This window comes from Asticcacaulis aquaticus, from assembly GCF_028550415.1.
GTDB classification, from domain to species: domain Bacteria; phylum Pseudomonadota; class Alphaproteobacteria; order Caulobacterales; family Caulobacteraceae; genus Asticcacaulis; species Asticcacaulis aquaticus.
Map to the genome: position 1 here is coordinate 83,187 of NZ_JAQQKX010000003.1, position 15,709 is coordinate 98,895.

General features: G+C 60.4%; 18 protein-coding genes. 12 read left to right on the forward strand and 6 right to left on the reverse strand.

The window, feature by feature from the left end; translation table 11 throughout:
* Nucleotides 1–84 precede the first annotated feature (84 nt).
* The 5 genes from dapF to PQU92_RS05200 all read left to right on the forward strand — a co-directional run bounded on the left by dapF (nucleotide 85) and on the right by PQU92_RS05200 (nucleotide 4,740).
* Nucleotides 85–918 (forward strand): diaminopimelate epimerase, encoded by an 834-nt coding sequence (dapF, locus tag PQU92_RS05180; protein WP_272747141.1) that lies wholly within the window; start codon nucleotides 85–87, stop codon nucleotides 916–918.
* A complete protein-coding gene (gene mtaB, locus PQU92_RS05185; RefSeq protein WP_272747142.1) occupies nucleotides 918–2,234 on the forward strand; it encodes a tRNA (N(6)-L-threonylcarbamoyladenosine(37)-C(2))-methylthiotransferase MtaB in 1,317 nt (438 codons plus the stop codon). The genes dapF and mtaB overlap by 1 nt, the downstream gene beginning before the upstream one ends.
* A 133-nt stretch (nucleotides 2,235–2,367) precedes the next feature.
* Entirely contained in the window at nucleotides 2,368–3,312 is a 945-nt protein-coding gene (gene ftsY, locus PQU92_RS05190) for a signal recognition particle-docking protein FtsY (protein WP_272747143.1), read from the forward strand.
* Between the two features lie 13 nt (nucleotides 3,313–3,325).
* On the forward strand, nucleotides 3,326–4,009 hold the full coding sequence (locus PQU92_RS05195; protein WP_272747144.1) for an inner membrane-spanning protein YciB: 684 nt from the start codon (nucleotides 3,326–3,328) through the stop codon (nucleotides 4,007–4,009).
* Nucleotides 4,010–4,098: 89 nt separating this feature from the next.
* Nucleotides 4,099–4,740, forward strand: a complete 642-nt coding sequence (locus PQU92_RS05200; protein WP_272747145.1) for a MarR family winged helix-turn-helix transcriptional regulator — start codon at nucleotides 4,099–4,101, stop codon at nucleotides 4,738–4,740.
* Nucleotides 4,741–4,816: 76 nt separating this feature from the next.
* Here PQU92_RS05200 and PQU92_RS05205 read toward each other — a convergent pair whose 3' ends face one another.
* The 5 genes from PQU92_RS05205 to PQU92_RS05225 form a co-directional block, all read right to left on the reverse strand.
* Entirely contained in the window at nucleotides 4,817–5,107 is a 291-nt protein-coding gene (locus tag PQU92_RS05205; protein WP_272747146.1) for a hypothetical protein, read from the reverse strand.
* A gap of 54 nt (nucleotides 5,108–5,161) precedes the next feature.
* Nucleotides 5,162–5,941, reverse strand: a complete 780-nt coding sequence (locus PQU92_RS05210; protein WP_272747147.1) for a hypothetical protein — start codon at nucleotides 5,939–5,941, stop codon at nucleotides 5,162–5,164.
* A gap of 566 nt (nucleotides 5,942–6,507) precedes the next feature.
* Nucleotides 6,508–7,560 (reverse strand): 1,9-bis(guanidino)-5-aza-nonane synthase, encoded by a 1,053-nt coding sequence (locus tag PQU92_RS05215; protein WP_272747148.1) that lies wholly within the window; start codon nucleotides 7,558–7,560, stop codon nucleotides 6,508–6,510.
* 160 nt (nucleotides 7,561–7,720) lie between these two features.
* On the reverse strand, nucleotides 7,721–7,990 hold the full coding sequence (locus tag PQU92_RS05220) for a hypothetical protein (RefSeq protein ID WP_272747149.1): 270 nt from the start codon (nucleotides 7,988–7,990) through the stop codon (nucleotides 7,721–7,723).
* Between the two features lie 9 nt (nucleotides 7,991–7,999).
* The gene (locus tag PQU92_RS05225; RefSeq protein ID WP_272747150.1) at nucleotides 8,000–9,268 is read right to left on the reverse strand and encodes a type III PLP-dependent enzyme; all 1,269 of its coding nucleotides are present in this window, start codon (nucleotides 9,266–9,268) and stop codon (nucleotides 8,000–8,002) included.
* 319 nt (nucleotides 9,269–9,587) lie between these two features.
* Between PQU92_RS05225 and PQU92_RS05230 the strand changes: the two genes are divergently transcribed.
* Genes PQU92_RS05230 through PQU92_RS05245 form a run of 4 tightly spaced genes read left to right on the forward strand, consistent with a single transcriptional unit; the run spans nucleotide 9,588 to nucleotide 12,583 of the window.
* Nucleotides 9,588–10,394: a phosphonate ABC transporter ATP-binding protein gene (locus PQU92_RS05230; protein WP_272747151.1), complete on the forward strand. Its 807-nt coding sequence runs from the start codon at nucleotides 9,588–9,590 to the stop codon at nucleotides 10,392–10,394.
* Between the two features lies 1 nt (nucleotide 10,395).
* The gene (phnD, locus tag PQU92_RS05235) at nucleotides 10,396–11,421 is read left to right on the forward strand and encodes a phosphate/phosphite/phosphonate ABC transporter substrate-binding protein (protein WP_272747152.1); all 1,026 of its coding nucleotides are present in this window, start codon (nucleotides 10,396–10,398) and stop codon (nucleotides 11,419–11,421) included.
* Entirely contained in the window at nucleotides 11,421–12,233 is an 813-nt protein-coding gene (gene phnE, locus PQU92_RS05240) for a phosphonate ABC transporter, permease protein PhnE (protein ID WP_272747153.1), read from the forward strand. The genes phnD and phnE overlap by 1 nt, the downstream gene beginning before the upstream one ends.
* Nucleotides 12,233–12,583 (forward strand): hypothetical protein, encoded by a 351-nt coding sequence (locus PQU92_RS05245; protein ID WP_272747154.1) that lies wholly within the window; start codon nucleotides 12,233–12,235, stop codon nucleotides 12,581–12,583. Before phnE ends, PQU92_RS05245 begins: the two co-directional genes overlap by 1 nt.
* 6 nt (nucleotides 12,584–12,589) lie before the next feature.
* Here the strand turns inward: PQU92_RS05245 and PQU92_RS05250 are convergent, their stop codons facing one another.
* Nucleotides 12,590–13,660, reverse strand: a complete 1,071-nt coding sequence (locus PQU92_RS05250) for a glycosyltransferase family 4 protein (protein ID WP_272747155.1) — start codon at nucleotides 13,658–13,660, stop codon at nucleotides 12,590–12,592.
* A 349-nt stretch (nucleotides 13,661–14,009) separates the two neighbouring features.
* Here PQU92_RS05250 and PQU92_RS05255 point away from each other — a divergent pair, with 349 nt between their 5' ends.
* The 3 genes from PQU92_RS05255 to panD are packed head-to-tail and all read left to right on the forward strand — an operon-like array spanning nucleotide 14,010 to nucleotide 15,479.
* Nucleotides 14,010–14,633, forward strand: coding sequence for a TetR/AcrR family transcriptional regulator (locus PQU92_RS05255; RefSeq protein WP_272747156.1), 624 nt, complete (start codon nucleotides 14,010–14,012; stop codon nucleotides 14,631–14,633).
* A 1-nt stretch (nucleotide 14,634) separates the two neighbouring features.
* Nucleotides 14,635–15,057 (forward strand): DUF5990 family protein, encoded by a 423-nt coding sequence (locus PQU92_RS05260; RefSeq protein WP_272747157.1) that lies wholly within the window; start codon nucleotides 14,635–14,637, stop codon nucleotides 15,055–15,057.
* 56 nt (nucleotides 15,058–15,113) lie between these two features.
* A complete protein-coding gene (gene panD, locus PQU92_RS05265) occupies nucleotides 15,114–15,479 on the forward strand; it encodes an aspartate 1-decarboxylase (protein WP_272747158.1) in 366 nt (121 codons plus the stop codon).
* Nucleotides 15,480–15,709: the final 230 nt, after the last annotated feature.

Consider the following 15,709-nt stretch of genomic DNA (forward strand, 5'->3'; position numbering starts at 1 on the left):
TCTGAAATAACCGATAAGGGCCGTTAGCAAGAATTTGCACAAAAGCCTACAGTTTGGAGCGGTTTGAGACTATATAGGCCTCAAATGACGACACCTTTTCTCAAGATGAACGGCCTCGGCAATGATTTCATTGTCGTCGATGCCCGGAACCAGCGTTTCCAGCCCGCCGCAGAACAGATCCGCGCGTGGGGCAATCGTGCGTCCGGCGTCGGTTTCGACCAGTTGATCGCCATCGAAGCCTCACCGGAGGGCGATGCCTTCATGCGCGTGTGGAATTCCGACGGCGGCACGGTCGAGACCTGCGGCAATGCCCTGCGCTGCGTGGCGTGGTATCTCGATCAGGACCAACCCGATGCTGAGCTGAAAATCGATACGCTAGGCGGAAAGACTACCGCGCGGGTGCTGGAGCGCGACACCAAGACCGGCATCGCTTCGGTCGATATGGGTAAGCCGCGCCTCGACTGGACGCAAATCCCGCTTAGTGAGGAGATGAACACCGAACGGCTGGAGCTTCAGGTCGGGCCGATCGACGCGCCGCTCTATCATACGCCGTGCGCGGTCTCGATGGGTAACCCGCACGTCGTGTTCTTTGTCGATGATGTCTCCACCGTTGATGTCGAACGCACGGGCAGCCTGATCGAAAACCATCCGCTGTTCCCCGAAGGCGTCAATGTCGAATTCGCGCAGGTGATCGACCGCAACACCATCCGGATGCGGGTGTGGGAGCGCGGCGCGGGCATCACCAAGGCCTGCGGCACCGGGGCTTGCGCGACGTTGGTCGCCTGTGCGCGGCGCGGCCTGACCGACCGCCACGCCAATGTCATCATGGACGGCGGTCCGCTGCATATTCTGTGGCGTGCGGATGATCATGTCATCATGACCGGCCCGGTCGAAGTCGAATTTGAGGGCGCGCTGTAGTGGCTCACGATCACGCGCACGAAGAGGTTCTGGCTGACCCGCCCGCCACGCCCGTCGGCCTGCAAAACGGCGTCGAGGTGGTTACCTTCGGCTGCCGTCTGAATTCCTACGAGTCAGAACTGATCCGCAAGACCGCGGCCAATGACGGCCTCGATGGGGCGATCATCTTCAATACCTGCGCCGTGACGGGCGAAGCCGTGCGTCAGGCGCGTCAGGCCATCCGCCGCGCGCGCAAGGAAAACCCCGACGCCAAGCTGATCGTCACCGGTTGCGCGGCGCAGACCGATCCTGACACCTTCGCCACTATGGGTGAGGTCGATTTCATCATCGGCAATGGCGACAAATCGACCGCCGGGGCCTATGCCCTGACGCCGGATTCGGCACGCATCGCCGTCAACGACATCTTCTCGGTACGCGAAACCGCCGGGCACCTGATCGACGGGCTCAAGGACCGTGCCCGCGCCTATGTCGAGGTGCAGAACGGCTGCGATCACCGCTGTACCTTCTGCATCATCCCCTATGGCCGTGGCAATTCGCGCTCGGCGGCGGCGGGTGACGTGGTAGGGCAGATTTCGCGTCTGGTTGACGAGGGTTATAACGAGGTCGTCCTGACCGGGGTCGACCTGACCTCGTGGGGCAATGATCTGCCGGGGACGCCGCAACTGGGCAATCTGGTCGGGCGTATCCTGAAACACGTGCCGGACCTGAAGCGCCTGCGCCTGTCGTCTATCGATGCGGCGGAAATCGACGACAGCCTGATGCGGCTGTTTGCCGAGGAAGAGCGTCTGGCGCCCTATCTGCATCTGTCCCTGCAACACGGTGACGACCTGATCCTCAAGCGCATGAAGCGCCGCCATCTGCGTGCCGATGCCATCAAGCTGGTACAGCAGGTGCGCGCGCTTCGTCCGGACGTGGCCTTCGGGGCTGATATGATCGCCGGGTTCCCGACCGAGACCGAGGAACACTTTGCTAATTCGGTGGCGCTGGTCGATGAATGCGATCTGGCGTTTCTGCACGTGTTTCCGTACTCGCCGCGACCGCAAACCCCGGCGGCGAAGATCCCGCAACTGCCGCGTCCGCTGATCAAGGACCGCGCCGCCCGTCTGCGCGCCAAGGCCGGTGAGGCGCTGGTGCGGCACCTCGATCGTCAGGTCGGGCGCGAGATTTCGGCGGTTGTCGAAAAGGACGGCTTTGCCCGCGCGGCGGACTTTACCGAAGTGCTGTTCGAGGGCACCGCGACGATTGGGGGTATTGCGCATTTACGCGTTACCGGCCATGACGGTAAGCGCGCAATCGCAACCTCCCTTCTCCCTTGAGGGTTTAGCGTAGCGAAAGTATAGCTTTCGCTAGCGATGGGTGGCCCGAAGACGGATAAGAAGGATTGTCAGGTCTTGGCTGGCATTTCCCCCTCACCCCGACCCTCTCCCTCAGGGAGAGGGGGAGAAAAGAATGAGTGACACTAAAAAACCCGGCTGGTTTTCGCGCCTGACCCAAGGCCTGTCGAAGACCTCTCAGCAACTGACCGAGCAGGTGACGAGCGTCTTCGTCGCCAACAAGGCGCTGGATGCGGCGGCGCTCGAAGAGCTTGAGGACATGCTGATCGAGAGCGATTTCGGTCCGCAGATATCGGCGACCATTGCCGAAAAGATGGCCTCGAAAAAGTTCGCCGAGAACGATCCCACCGCCGTCAAGGAAGCCCTCGCCGAGGCCATTGCCGACGAACTGAGGGGCCGCGAAGAGGGCTTCGATCCCTTGTCGGGCCCCAAGCCTAATATCGTCCTGTTCGTCGGCGTCAATGGCTCCGGCAAGACGACCACCCTGGGCAAGATCGCCGCGTCGCTGACGGCGCGGGGGGCCAAGGTTCTGATCGTCGCGGGCGACACCTTCCGCGCCGCCGCCGTCGAGCAGCTCAAGGTCTGGGCCGAACGCGCCAAGGCCGACTTCATGGGCCGTAAGACCGGTGCCGATGCCGCCGGATTGGCCTATGACGCCTGCGTGCGCGCCAAGGAAGAGGGCTACGACGTCGTCCTGATCGACACGGCAGGGCGTCTGCAAAACAAGCAGCAGCTAATGGACGAACTGCTCAAGATCGTCCGCGTGATCAAGAAGGTCATCGACGGCGCGCCGCACGAGACCCTGCTGGTGCTGGATGCCACGGTGGGCCGCAACGCGCTGGCGCAGGAGCAGATTTTCGGCCGTCAGGCCTTTGTATCGGGACTGGTCATGACCAAGCTGGACGGCACGGCGCGCGGCGGCATTCTGGTGCCGATCGCCAAGGCGTCCGACGCGCCGATCAAGCTGATCGGCGTCGGCGAGGATATCGAAGACCTTCAGCCGTTCCGCGCGCGCGAATTCGCCCGCTCGATGGTCGGCTTAGAGCCTTTAAGTGAATAGTCAGGTGAATAGAATGAGCGACCTCCAGCCCAAAATCGAGATCACCGAAGCCCAAGCCGAGGCTCTCCCCGAAGCGATCGTGCCCGACGCGCCGGAACCGGTGGCGACCAACTGGGTCAAGTCGGCTATCGATTTCGGCCCCGTGGTAGGTTTTGCCGCCAGCTTCTTCATTTTCAAGAAACTGGGTATCGGCGGCACGGACGCCACGGCCCCGATGATCTATGCCACTGGCGTCCTGATCGCGGTGTCGATCATCGCCCTGATTGCCGCCTATATTATTGAAAAGCGCGTGGCGTGGATTCCGCTGGTGGCGACCCTGTTCGCCATTCCGATGGGCCTGATGACCATCTTTTTCCACGATCCGGTCTTCATCAAGGTCAAGGTGACCGTGGTCAATGTCCTGATCGGCGGTATTCTGGGGGTTGCGGCCCTGATGAAAAAATACCCGCTCAAAAGCCTTCTGGGTAGCGCGCTGAACCTGAAAGAGACCGCATGGCCGACCCTGACCTGGATCTGGGTGGCGTTTTACGGCGTCATGGCGGTGGCCAACGAGATCATCTGGCGGACGCAGTCGGATGATGTGTGGGTGACGTGGAAGCTGGGTTCGATGTTCGGCGGGCCGGTGCTTCTGACCCTTATCCTGACGCCGTTCCTGATGAAGAACATCGTCGAAGAGGGGAAACCTTCCGCCACCTGAGCGCCTTCCATCAGTGTGCGGATGGATTTGTCGCGAAACTGTGATAATCTGATGCTTATATGCGCGCATTCCATTCCGGGAGGCGGTGCATGAAAAAGCATAAGCGTAATCATTTTCAGGGGTCCGAATTGTTAGAGAATTCGCCGTCGCATCTGCTGCATCGCGTGCTTCAGATCGCCCTCGATATCTATACCGAAGAAACCGGCGACAACGCCCTGACCCAGCGTCAGTACGCGTTGCTGCTGGCCGTGGACTCGGCCGAGGGCCTGACCCAAACGGACCTCGTCAAGGCGACGGGGATCGACCGTTCGACCCTGGCCGACATGGTGGCGCGCCTGATCAGTAAGGGCTGGCTGGAGCGCGAACGCTCGGCCGCCGACGCCCGCGCCAATCTGGTGCGTCTGTCGACCGAAGGTCGCATGGTTCTGCGCGATATCCAGCCCAAGGTCGAGGCCGCCGACGAGCGCATCCTCAGCCTGTTGTCACCGCCTAAGCGCGAGAGTTTCCTCAAGCTGCTGCGCAAGATCGCTGCCGTGCGCGAAGAGGCCTCCGACGACGAGACCGTCGTCAAAAAGGTCAAGGCCGACAAAAAAGGCGACAAAAAGAAGAAGCACAAGAAGGCTGGCAAGAAGGGCAAACACGCCTTTTCCGACGGCCCGCTGCCGTTCCCGGAGCTCGATAATGGTGCCGTCGAAGACGCGCCTGCGCCGCCGGAAATCGAAAAAGCGTAATTTTAAGTGCCGCGCCGAATTTCTGCTTTGTCGCGATATTGTTGTCAAAAACCGCTTCACACTTTTTGGGGTGCGCTTAAACCCGAATATTCAACAGACTGCCGGGGCGCATCAGTTGCGTCTCTTCCGGCTTGATGCCCTGAGCGATATCCGCCGCCTTGAAGGTCGCGGGTGTCACGCCGGCGGGCTTGGGTGCGGCCTGCTCCACATTACCCGCCGCCTGACGGAAAAAGGCCTTCTGCGCTGACAGCGCGTCATTGAAGCGCGTGGCCGTTTCATCGGACGCGGCCTTGGCGGTCGCGCCCGTGGCTTGGGCGGGGCGGCCCAGAATCATCTGCGACAGGGAAGAGGGGATCGGCGTGGTCATGACCCTATATGTCGCCGAATCAGGTATTTATTTGGTTAACGGCGGATTAGGAAATCAAGGAATCTGCCGGTAGTCCTTGCCGTCGTAAGGTTTGAGCGCGAACGCCTTTTCCGAGACGACGGCGATGGGAATGAATGAAGGAATATCCGTCCGCGGCACCCATTCCAGCTGATCGGTGGTTCCGGCTTTGAGCGCCTGCATAACGGCGCGATCCTGCATCAATATCCAACTGCCGTCCTTGAGCCGCAGGGCGCGGGCCTCGACATAGGTCATGAAGCCCCGGCGCATGAAATCGATGCAGACCAGCCTGAGTTGCTTTTTCGATACCCATTGGCCTTCGTCGCAATTGACGGGGAAGTAATGGACCTTTTTCGTCGCCCAATCGACGATATACCAGCCGTTGCCATTGGCGGCGGGCGTCAGGCTGGCGATATAGCGGCCATCCGGCGACGCTGTGCCGCCGTCGACCAGCATATAGCCGGTGCCATCCTGATCGATGATCAACTGATCGCGGTTTTCGACCGCATCGTAGGTAATAACCGGCAGATCGGCGCGGCCTTCGGCGTCGCGCAGGCGCATGACGCCGGTAAACCGCTTGTCCGGTCCGGTGGCGGGACAGGGGGCCTTGGCGCAGGTTTTGACGGTCAGTTCGCCGATCCTGTCGCCATCGCTGTAGATCGTGAAGACGTCGTTGCGGCGCTTGACCAGGCCGCGGTGTTTCTTGAGCAGGGCGGTTTCGCGCGCTTCCGGCGTGACAGGGGCCTGCGCCTGCAGAGGGACGGTGGTCGTCAGCGCCATGACGGCGGTCAGGGCCGCCCCTATCCATGCTTTCATCCCGCCCTCGCTTTCGCCGCCACTATTCCACTCAGGCGCGCGTCTGACAAGTTACGATGACTGTGAGGATGAGCAGGCGGATATTTACGCGAGCCCCCCTCCGTCTGGCCTCTGTCCGCTTTCATACTCCCCCGGCACGCCGGGGGAGTATGAAAGCGGACAGATAACAAAAACAGAAACGGCCCTCTCTGGGGGGCAGACCCGCGCCGACGCGTGAGCAAGGCGCAAACTGAAAAGAGAAATCCCGATCTGCCCTGCACCGGGCGGGTGAAATAGAAACGGCCCTCTCTGGGGGGCAGAGAGGGCCGCGCATGCCGCCGGATTCGAGGGGGGGGGGATGATCCCGGCGACGAACTGTGGGTCAACGACTCAACATCTGTAAGCCGTAACCGATAAAGTCTAAATAAGAGTTATTTCGCAAAAGGGAAGAGGTAAAATAAAAAAAATATCGATTATTTTACCTGAGGCTCCCGACGATGGTGACTTTGTACCGATAAGTGTACGAATTCGTCTCAATCATCTGCGAATTAATCTTATTTACTCATACGTTACGTAAATTGCGCCAATTAAGCAAACAGCTTGGCCCAGTTGCGCTTTTCACGGCTCTTCCAGGCGCCGCGATGATAGGCGTCCGACCCGATCAGCGGCACGACGGTCGTGGCTTCGGCGAAGACCATCTGCTCATAGGTGGTCGAGACCTTGCCCCACGAGGCGGCTTCCTTGAGCGTCGAGGACGAGCAGGCGCCGTCACGCACGTCGGCGACCGTGATCTGGACCGCGTATTTGTGCATGTCGGCTTCGACGCCGAGGATTTCGGCGCAGACGACGGTGTCCTGAGCGAAGTTCTTCGGCACGCCGCCGCCGACCATGAACAGGCCGGTGGTGCCAGCGGCGATCTTGACGTCGGTCAGTTCGCGGAAATCGGCGACGGCGTCGATCATCAGGTACGGCTTGCCTTCGGCGATACGTTCCTTCTGGTGCTTCACGAGGCCGAAACCGGCGGACGAGTCGACAAAGGCCGGGCAGAAGATCGGCACGCCTTCTTCGTAGGCGGTCTGGATCAGCGAGCCGGGCTTCTTGGCATTGCCTTCCGACAGCCACTTGCCCATTTCCCAGATGAATTCGCGCGAGGAATAGCCGCGCGGCTCAAGGCGGTTGCAGATCTCAAGGATCGTGTGGTCGCAGGCCTGAAGTTCTTCTTCGTCGATATAGGTGTCGTAGATACGGTCGATATAGTTGTCGCGCAGGACGTTATCGTCCACGGGACCGGCGGCTTGATAGTGCTTGAAGCCCAGCGCTTCGAAGAAGTCCATGTCGACGATCGAGGCGCCGGTGGCGACGACGGCGTCGATCATGCCGAACTTCACCATGTCGCGATAGACGTGCATACAGCCGCCGGCCGAGGTCGAACCGGCCAGGATCAGCCACGGCGAGCAGGACTGATCTTCCAGAGCCATGTTGAAGATGTCGGCGGCGCGGGCGGTGTCACGCGACGAAAACGACATCTTGCGCATCGAGTCGATGATCGGGCGCGCGTCGTAGGACGTTATGTCGACGTGCTCAACGGTATTCTGGAGCAGGGCGGCTTTTTGATTGGATTGGAGGGTATCAGCGTTCATCTCTTTTTCCTTTTGAGACAAGAAGGTGGACGCCCGTCATTAGCCCGTGATCCCCAGACGGTGCGATGGGGTGGGAACTTAAAAAGCGCGGTCCCTATAGGGCATAGAGACCGGTTTGGCAAATAAGGTTCTAGTTGGCTTTTATGACTCTATTTTACGATTAGTGGTCTTTCTCTTTCCACGCGCGATCGTTCCAGTCGTTTATTTTCGAAGCGATGAAGAAGAAAGCGACGCCGAAACCAAAAAAGCTCAGACCCGCAGCGGCCATACCGAGAGCGTGTGGAATATCTCCCGCTTGCAGATACCGATAGACGTGAATGCCGGTCGCGATGACACAGAAGCCGAGCCACAGAATGATAAACGTTCTGGTGACGAACCAATGGATAGTTCCATAGATTTTGGCGGCACCTTTAAAACGTTTAAGCTTCATCGTTCGCCTTTACTTGCTCCGCTTCTTGCCGCGTTTGCCGCCCTTGGGACGGTTGAGGCGGACGACCTTGTTCTCTTCAACGGCGTCGTAGGCGTTGCGCGGCACGTTGAGCGAGCGCGGGGCCAGGCCGAACAGCGAGGCCATCGGGGCTTCGTCGAGGAAGACGGTTTCGCTTTCGCCATAGCCGTTGAAACCGGTCGTCATGGCGACGCCATAGGCCCCCAGCATACCGATTTCGACGTAGTCGCCTTCGTCCACGTCGGCGGGCAGCCAGAACGGCCCCGGCATATGGTCGATGGAATCGCAGGTCGGGCCGTAGAAACGGAACGGCTTCAAATCTTCGCTCTCGTCGCCATCCTCAGCACGATGCAGACGCACCGGGAACGGCCACTTGGCGTGGGTCGCGTCGAATAGATTGCCGTAGGCACCGTCGTTCAGATAGAGGGCGTCGCCCTTGCGCAGTTCGACGCGCGTCAGGATCGAGGTCGATTCGGCCACCAGCGAACGGCCGGGCTCGGCCCACAGCTCGGTCGCCTCGTGCACCTTCATGTCCTCGAAGGCGCGGTCGATGACGTCCATATATTCGGGCAGGGACGGCGGGATCATGCCGGGATAGACCGACGGGAAGCCGCCGCCGACATCGACGATATCGGCCAGCACCCCGGCGCGAACCAGCGCGCGCGAGGCTGCCGACATGGCGGCCGCATAGGCGGTCGGACGCATGCACTGCGAACCGACGTGGAACGACAGGCCCATACGGTCCTGCGTCGCCTGACGCGCCGCCAGCAGCAGGGCCGGGGCCTCATAGGGTTGGGCACCGAACTTGTTGGTCAGGGGCAGGTTCGAGCCTTCGCCCGAGGTCGCCAGACGCACGATCAGGTTCAGATCCTTCGCGCCACCCGTGGCGTCGAGGATCTTTTGCAATTCTTCGTGGGTATCGAGGCTGAAGGTCTTCACGCCGAAGTCATGATAGGCCTCGGCGATGGCGCGGCGCGACTTGACCGGGTGCATGAAGGCCAGGCGCGCGTCGGGCGCGATATCCTTCACCAGCTTGACTTCGTTGATCGAGGCCACGTCGAACGAGCGCACACCGGCTTCCAGCAGGGTCTGAATGACCCATGCGGACGGGTTGGCCTTGACGGCATAGAAGACATCGCCCTTGAAGTGGCGCTGGAACCATTGCGCTGCGACGGAAACAGGCTCGCGTCGCACAAGGGCGACGGGCTTTTCCGGTGACTGCTCGCGGACCAGGTCCAGGGCCGTTTGGTAGTGTTTCACTAGCCAAAACCCCGTAGATAAAAGTTAAACCCAGACCGGCGTTAGCAGCGTTTCATGGATACCCAGCCGAGGATCATACTGATCACAAGGCCCCAGGGTGTCCAACCTATGTGTCGGGGTCCGCCGGAAGCGCGCTATATCGGGTATTTTCGCCCCTGTGTAAAGAGTTTCAGGGCATAAAATTTCAATGACAACCATCGGCAGGGCCGACCTCTTGCGGCAAATGGCCCGTTTCAGATGTGAGGCGGTTGCCAAACCCCCGAAACTTCGGCAAGACTCCCGTTCATATCTGTTAACGCGTAGGGGCCGGGGCCACCGAATGTCGAGTTTGGTCGAAGTGCAGTCGGTGACAAAAACCTACGTCCAGAAGGCGCAGGGCGATACGCCGTCGCGTCCGTTCAAGGCACTGGATGCCGTGTCCTTTGCCATGACCAAGCCTGAGCGTATCGGCCTGATCGGGCCGTCGGGATCGGGTAAGTCGACGCTGTTGCGCTCGCTTTCGGGCCTGATCGTGACCGAGACGGGTACGGTGACGGTGCTGGACAAGACCGTTCAGTCTGCGGGTCGCCTTGGTGAAGATGTGCGCGCCGCACGGGCGTCGATGGGCATGATCGCGCAGTCGTTCAATCTGGTCGGACGGCTGTCGTTATTTACCAATGCGGCTTTGGGGTTGCTGGGGCGTATCAACCCGTGGCGTGGCTTTTTCGGCCTGTGGACCGTAGAGGAAAAGCAGCGCGTCATGGCGGCGCTCGATCACGTCGGCATCGCCGAACGGGCGGGGCAACGCGCCAATACCCTGTCCGGCGGGCAGCAGCAGCGCGGCGCGATCGCGCGCGCCATCGTGCAGGACGCGAAACTCATTCTGGCCGACGAGCCCGTCGCCTCGCTCGATCCGGTGTCGGCGCGCCGGGTGATGGAACTGCTGGTCGATGTCAATGAGCGGCAAAAGGTCGGTGTTATCGTTACCCTGCATCAGGTCGACTATGCGCGGAAATATTGCGACCGCATTCTGGCCCTCAAGGCCGGTAAGATCGTCTATGATGGTCCCGCCGATACGCTGGGGTTAGAGCAACTCAAGGATATCTACGGCTCTGAGATCGAGTCCGCCTATTGGGGAGAGATTTGACATGACGGTGTCACGCAAGGACATGCTGCGCGGGATCGCGGCCTCGGCACTTTTCATGGTCGCGGGTTGCGAGCGCAAGGCCGCGTCGGCCAAAGGCCCGCGCACCGAGATAAACTTCTCGATCCTGTCGACCGAGAACGCCCAGAATATGGAGCCGCTGTGGAAGCCGTTCCTTGAGGACATGTCGAAACAGACAGGTCTGACTATCAAGCCCTATTTCGGCAGCAACTACACCACCCTGATCGAAGCCATGCGCTTCGACAAGGTGCAACTGGGCTGGTTCTCCAACGCCTCGGGCCTCGAAGCCGTGCGCCGTTCGGATGGCGAGGTCTTTGCGCGCTCGTCGGACACGTCGGGCGTCGATGGCTATCAGTCGGTGATTATCACGCGCGCCGATTCACCGCTTACCGCTGAAGACCTGTTAAAATGCGACGGGACAAAAACCTTCGGCATGGGCGATGTGAAATCGACCTCGGGCACGCTGGCGCCGATGACCTATTTCTTCCTGCCGGCCAAGGTCGATCCGGCCAAATGCTTCAAGAGCGTGCGCTCGGCGGGGCATGAGGTCAATTTCCTCGCGGTGGCCAATGGCGTCGTTGACGCGGCGACCAATAACAATGCCTCGCTGGAGCGCATGGGGCAGGCGCACCCGGAAAAGCTCAAGCAGGTCAAGGTTATCTGGACCTCGCCGACCCTGCCCGAAGACCCGATCATCTGGCGCAAGGACCTCGACCCCGCGACCAAGGAGAAGATCCGCTCCTTCTTCCTGACCTATGGCACGGGCAAGGATGCGGAAGGCGCGCGTCAGCTTAAGGTATTGAACAATCTGTTGTTCGGGGTGTTCAAACCTGCGGATAACACGCACTTGTTGCCGGTGCGGGAAATGGAGGCCGCCGAGGCGTTGATTCAGGCACAGAACGCGGGCGATGCCGCGGCGGTCGAAAAGGCCAAGGCCGATCTGGCCGCCGTGACCAAAGAAGCCGACGCCGTCAAGGCCGCGCCGCAAGCCGCACCTGATGCTCAGTAATGTCTGAGTCCCGACTGACGGCACTGGAGCCGCCGCGCGCTTCCTTAAGCCAAAAACTCCTGACATGGGGCGTATGGCTCGCTGTCGGCCTCGTTCTGGCGCTTAGCTTTAAGGGCGCGCAGATCGGCAACCTGCCGTCGCTATGGCAGAATTCCGCCAATACCAGCGCCTATATGCGCGATTATGTGCACCCCGATTTTTCAAGCTGGCCGACGGTCAGGATGTATATCGAGCAGATGGGGCTGACCATTGCCGTGGCCATCTGGGGGACGGTGATCTCGGTCGTGCTGGCGGTGCCGTTTGCGCTGCTGTCCTCGGCCAATATAGCGCCGTCATGGATCGTGTTCCCGGTCCGTCGCCTGATGGATGTGCTGCGCTCGGTCAACGAGCTGGTGCTGGGGACGGCGTTCGTCGTCGCCGTCGGGCTGGGACCGCTGGCCGGGGTGTTGGCGCTGGCGCTGCACAATACGGGCGTGCTGGCCAAGCTGTTTTCCGAAGCCGTTGAAGCCGTCGATAATGCGCCGATCGAAGGGGTCCGCGCCACGGGCGGTACGCGGCTGCATGAGATTGTCTGGGGCGTCATCCCTCAGGTCGGGCCGCTATGGACGTCCTTTGCGCTCTATCGGTTTGAATCGAGCGCCCGCTCGGCCACCGTGCTGGGCCTGATCGGCGCAGGTGGGATCGGACAGATTTTGTTCGATAATATCAACAGCTTCAACTATGCCCGCGTCTCGGCGATCGCCATTGTGATCGTAGTGGCGGTGACCCTGATCGATATTGCCTCTTCGGCCATTCGCAAGCGGTTGTTGTGATGAGTTATTATGAACAGGATATCATAGCGCCGGTTTCCATTCATCATGGACTTGACTATGGGGTGCCTGAGCTCGATGGAAGTTTTGGATTTTTGTATAATTTCATAGACTACAGATTCGAAGCAGACGGTCAGGCGCTCACGGCGCGTCACTATCTCGATCAGTTTGGGGTCGTATCGCTAACTGAAGAAGTCGAGCTGACATCTGAGTTTGCCCAGAGCGTTTTAGTGTTTCTGGCGATGCGCTTTTCTGAAGTTCTTGATGCGGGACAAGGCAAGCTTCCGGAAGCGATAACCTCCGAATTGCGTTCGCGCCTTGCTGCGCACATGGCAAAACACGCTATTAAGTAAGCGCTTTTAAGCCGCCCTGCGCTTCAAGCGGCGCGGCAGGGCCCGCAAACGCGCCCAGAGCTTCTTCTTTTCCGCTTCCGGATAGGGCTCCAGATTGCGGATGAACTCCTCCGCACAGGCCCGCCAGGAAAACTTCTCGGCGTGGCGGCGTACGTGGCCGCGATCCAGTTTCAGGGCCTCTTTGATCGCCACGCTCAGATCGTCGTCGATGACGCCCGCCCCGGTGCCGGGGATCAGGTCGATCGGGCCATGCGCCGGGAAGGCGGCGACCGGGGTGCCGGTGGCCATGGCTTCGAGGATCACCAGCCCGAAGGTATCGGTCAGGGACGGGAAGACGAAGACGTCGGAATCGGCATAGGATCGGGCCAGTTCGTCGCCGAAGCGCGGACCGGTAAACAGAACGTCCGGATATTTTTCCCTGAGTTCTTCCAGTTGCGGGCCCTTGCCGACCACCACCTTGGTGCCGGGCAGGTCGAGCGACAGGAAGGCCTCGATATTCTTTTCGATGGCGACGCGGCCGATATAGGTCATGATCGGGCGCGGCAGGTCGCCGAAGATGGGCTCAAGATCAGGGCGGAACATCTCGGTATCGACGCCGCGCGTCCACGGCGAGATATTGCGGAACCCGCGCGCCTCAAGGTCCTTTTGCAGGGTGGGCGTCGCCACCATGATGCGGCCCGACGCCTTGTGGAACCAGCGCATATAGCCGTAGCCCCAGCTGAGCGGGATGGGCAGGCGCGCCGAGACATATTCGGGAAACTTGGTGTGGTAAGACGTCGTGAACGGCATCTTCCATTCGATGCACACCCGCCGCGCCGCCAGACCGACAAAGGCTTCGGTGGCGATATGGACGGCGTCGGGCTCATAGTCCTGAATGATTTCGCGCACGTCTTCGTAGCAGCCGAGCGCCAGCTTCACTTCGGGATAGTCGGGCCAGGAGACGGACTTGAACTGGTTATAGTCCACGATCTTGAATTCGTGGCCCAGTTTTTCGCATTCGCCGATCACGCGCTTGAGCGTCGTAACGACGCCATTGACCTGAGGGTCCCACGCATCGGTCGCAAGCAGAATACGCACGGTTGTCCTCAACTCCCTCAACGAACGGATCGCAATCTGTAAAGTGCAATCGGGCGCGTGTGAAGCATGATTTTGTATCAGACGCATGACGGTTTGACCTTGGGGCAAGCGCGGATGCCAGATAAAATTCGTCCGCAAACCGATATTTTCCAAGGGAAAACCCGGCATGGGCACCGGGTTTTTGTTGCGATGCACAAAAAGCGGCGTATAATTGCGGCTGGGGATTTGTCGCGTTCACTTGCTGTAACAATGGCTTGCCAAGCGCGTCGAATGCCCTAAATCTGAGTATCGTTCGCATCTGCGTGGTCACCCACCGGCAGGCACGGCGCGGGCGCAAGAAGGCATGTTGATGAGCGAGAAACCGAAAGATACGCCCAAATCCCGCCGCACGCGGGTGCAGATTCTGGAGACGGCCATGCGGCTGTTTGCGGAACTGGGCTATGATCGCGCCGGTAACGCTGCCATCGCTGAGGCCTGCGGCCTGACGCGCGGGGCCATGCTTTATCATTTTCCCACCCGCGAAGCCCTGGTCGAGGCCGCTGCCTGGCACATTCAGGCGGCGCGCGAAGCGGCCTTCGAGGCCGAGGCGGGTAAGCTGAAACCCGATCAGGACGCTCTCGACGGGGCGATCGACGCCTATTGGCGGCTGCTGAGTTCGGTGCCGTTCGCGGCCTTTCTGGCGCTGGAACGCGCCGCGCGTCAGGATCAGGACGTCGCCAAGGCGATCAAGCCGGCGCAGGAGGCCTTCGACCGCGGTGCCATGGGGCGCGCCACGCCGGGCTTTATCACCGCGGGGGTCGATGCACGCTTTCAGGCCAGCCGCGACCTGGCCCGGTTCGCCCTCGACGGCCTGCACCGGGCGGCGCTCACCTACGATCAGAACGAGCGGGTCGAGAATCTGCTTAATGTCATCAAGCGCGCGGTCCATATGCTGAACCGCAAGGGCGACGTGACCGATCTGTGGAACGACTAGATTGGTCGATGCGGCGATCATCCTGCGCCTGACGATCAAAGACCCGGTGCCGGGTGTTCTCTACAGTCTTCAGGACAAGGATAATCGACCGGTCGAAGCCAAAATCGCCGGGGAGACGTCTCTATCCTTCGATGTGCCGGTGCGCCTGTCCGACGACGGGCGCTGGCTGGGGGCGTTCGTGCGGCGCGAAGGCCCGACGCGCCGCTTCATCTATATCGCCATCGGCCAGCAAGCCGGTGAGTCCCATAGCCTGTGGAGCCGACGGGCGAAGATCGACATCCACACCCTACCCGAAGATTTGCGCGTCCTTGCCCGGGCGGGTCGTGTCATCGAGGCCGTACTGCCCGGTCGTGGCAAGGACGGTACGCCTGCGTGCGCCACGGTTCGGCCCGCCGGGGGCTGGCGCGAGTCAGAAAACGGCTGACTTTCCGGCGGACAGACGATATTAGCCACGGTCAAATCTCTTTCTGAAAGCCGTCCATGCGTCAGTTGCTGCGTTCCAAGATCCACAATGCCTACGTCACCGAGGCCAATCTCGCCTATATCGGCTCGATCACCATCGACGAGGACCTGATGGACGCTGTCGGCCTGTGGGACGGCGAGCGGGTGCTGGTGGTGTCCAACACCTCCGGTGCGCGGCTGGAAACCTACGTCATCACCGGTGAGCGCGGTTCGGGCAAGATCGCCATGAACGGTGCCGCGGCCCATCTGATCAACGAATCCGAACAGATCATCATCATGGGGTTCGAGCTGACCGACGCGCCGATTATCCCCAGAGTCGTGCTGGTCGACCGTGAAAATAAGATTGACCGCTATCTGTCCGAAACGCCCTCGACGATTCTTTAACAAGAGTCTTTTTTGGGGACATTTCTGTGAATCCCGGCCAAGCCCTTGAGCAGCTTGAACTTCTGATTTTTTTAGGATTTCATTAACTAAAAAGTTCGCCCGTGCGGCGACTTGGCCGTTGACGACTTCCCCGACTTATGGCCCCATATAGTTGTTCAGGGTGACATCAACCACTATATCTAGTTGCCAGATACGGTTGTTGGGTCGGCCATTTGTAAGCTCCGGGGGCG

Bases quoted from the DNA above. Each gene is read 5' to 3' on its own strand.
- dapF (WP_272747141.1), top strand. From the start codon at position 85: ATGACGACACCTTTTCTCAAGATGAACGGCCTCGGCAATGATTTCATT.
- ftsY (WP_272747143.1), top strand. From the start codon at position 2,368: ATGAGTGACACTAAAAAACCCGGCTGGTTTTCGCGCCTGACCCAAGGC.
- PQU92_RS05195 (WP_272747144.1), top strand. From the start codon at position 3,326: ATGAGCGACCTCCAGCCCAAAATCGAGATCACCGAAGCCCAAGCCGAG.
- PQU92_RS05200 (WP_272747145.1), top strand. From the start codon at position 4,099: ATGAAAAAGCATAAGCGTAATCATTTTCAGGGGTCCGAATTGTTAGAG.
- PQU92_RS05205 (WP_272747146.1), bottom strand. From the start codon at position 5,107: ATGACCACGCCGATCCCCTCTTCCCTGTCGCAGATGATTCTGGGCCGC.
- PQU92_RS05210 (WP_272747147.1), bottom strand. From the start codon at position 5,941: ATGAAAGCATGGATAGGGGCGGCCCTGACCGCCGTCATGGCGCTGACG.
- PQU92_RS05215 (WP_272747148.1), bottom strand. From the start codon at position 7,560: ATGAACGCTGATACCCTCCAATCCAATCAAAAAGCCGCCCTGCTCCAG.
- PQU92_RS05220 (WP_272747149.1), bottom strand. From the start codon at position 7,990: ATGAAGCTTAAACGTTTTAAAGGTGCCGCCAAAATCTATGGAACTATC.
- PQU92_RS05230 (WP_272747151.1), top strand. From the start codon at position 9,588: ATGTCGAGTTTGGTCGAAGTGCAGTCGGTGACAAAAACCTACGTCCAG.
- phnD (WP_272747152.1), top strand. From the start codon at position 10,396: ATGACGGTGTCACGCAAGGACATGCTGCGCGGGATCGCGGCCTCGGCA.
- phnE (WP_272747153.1), top strand. From the start codon at position 11,421: ATGTCTGAGTCCCGACTGACGGCACTGGAGCCGCCGCGCGCTTCCTTA.
- PQU92_RS05245 (WP_272747154.1), top strand. From the start codon at position 12,233: ATGAGTTATTATGAACAGGATATCATAGCGCCGGTTTCCATTCATCAT.
- PQU92_RS05255 (WP_272747156.1), top strand. From the start codon at position 14,010: ATGAGCGAGAAACCGAAAGATACGCCCAAATCCCGCCGCACGCGGGTG.
- panD (WP_272747158.1), top strand. From the start codon at position 15,114: ATGCGTCAGTTGCTGCGTTCCAAGATCCACAATGCCTACGTCACCGAG.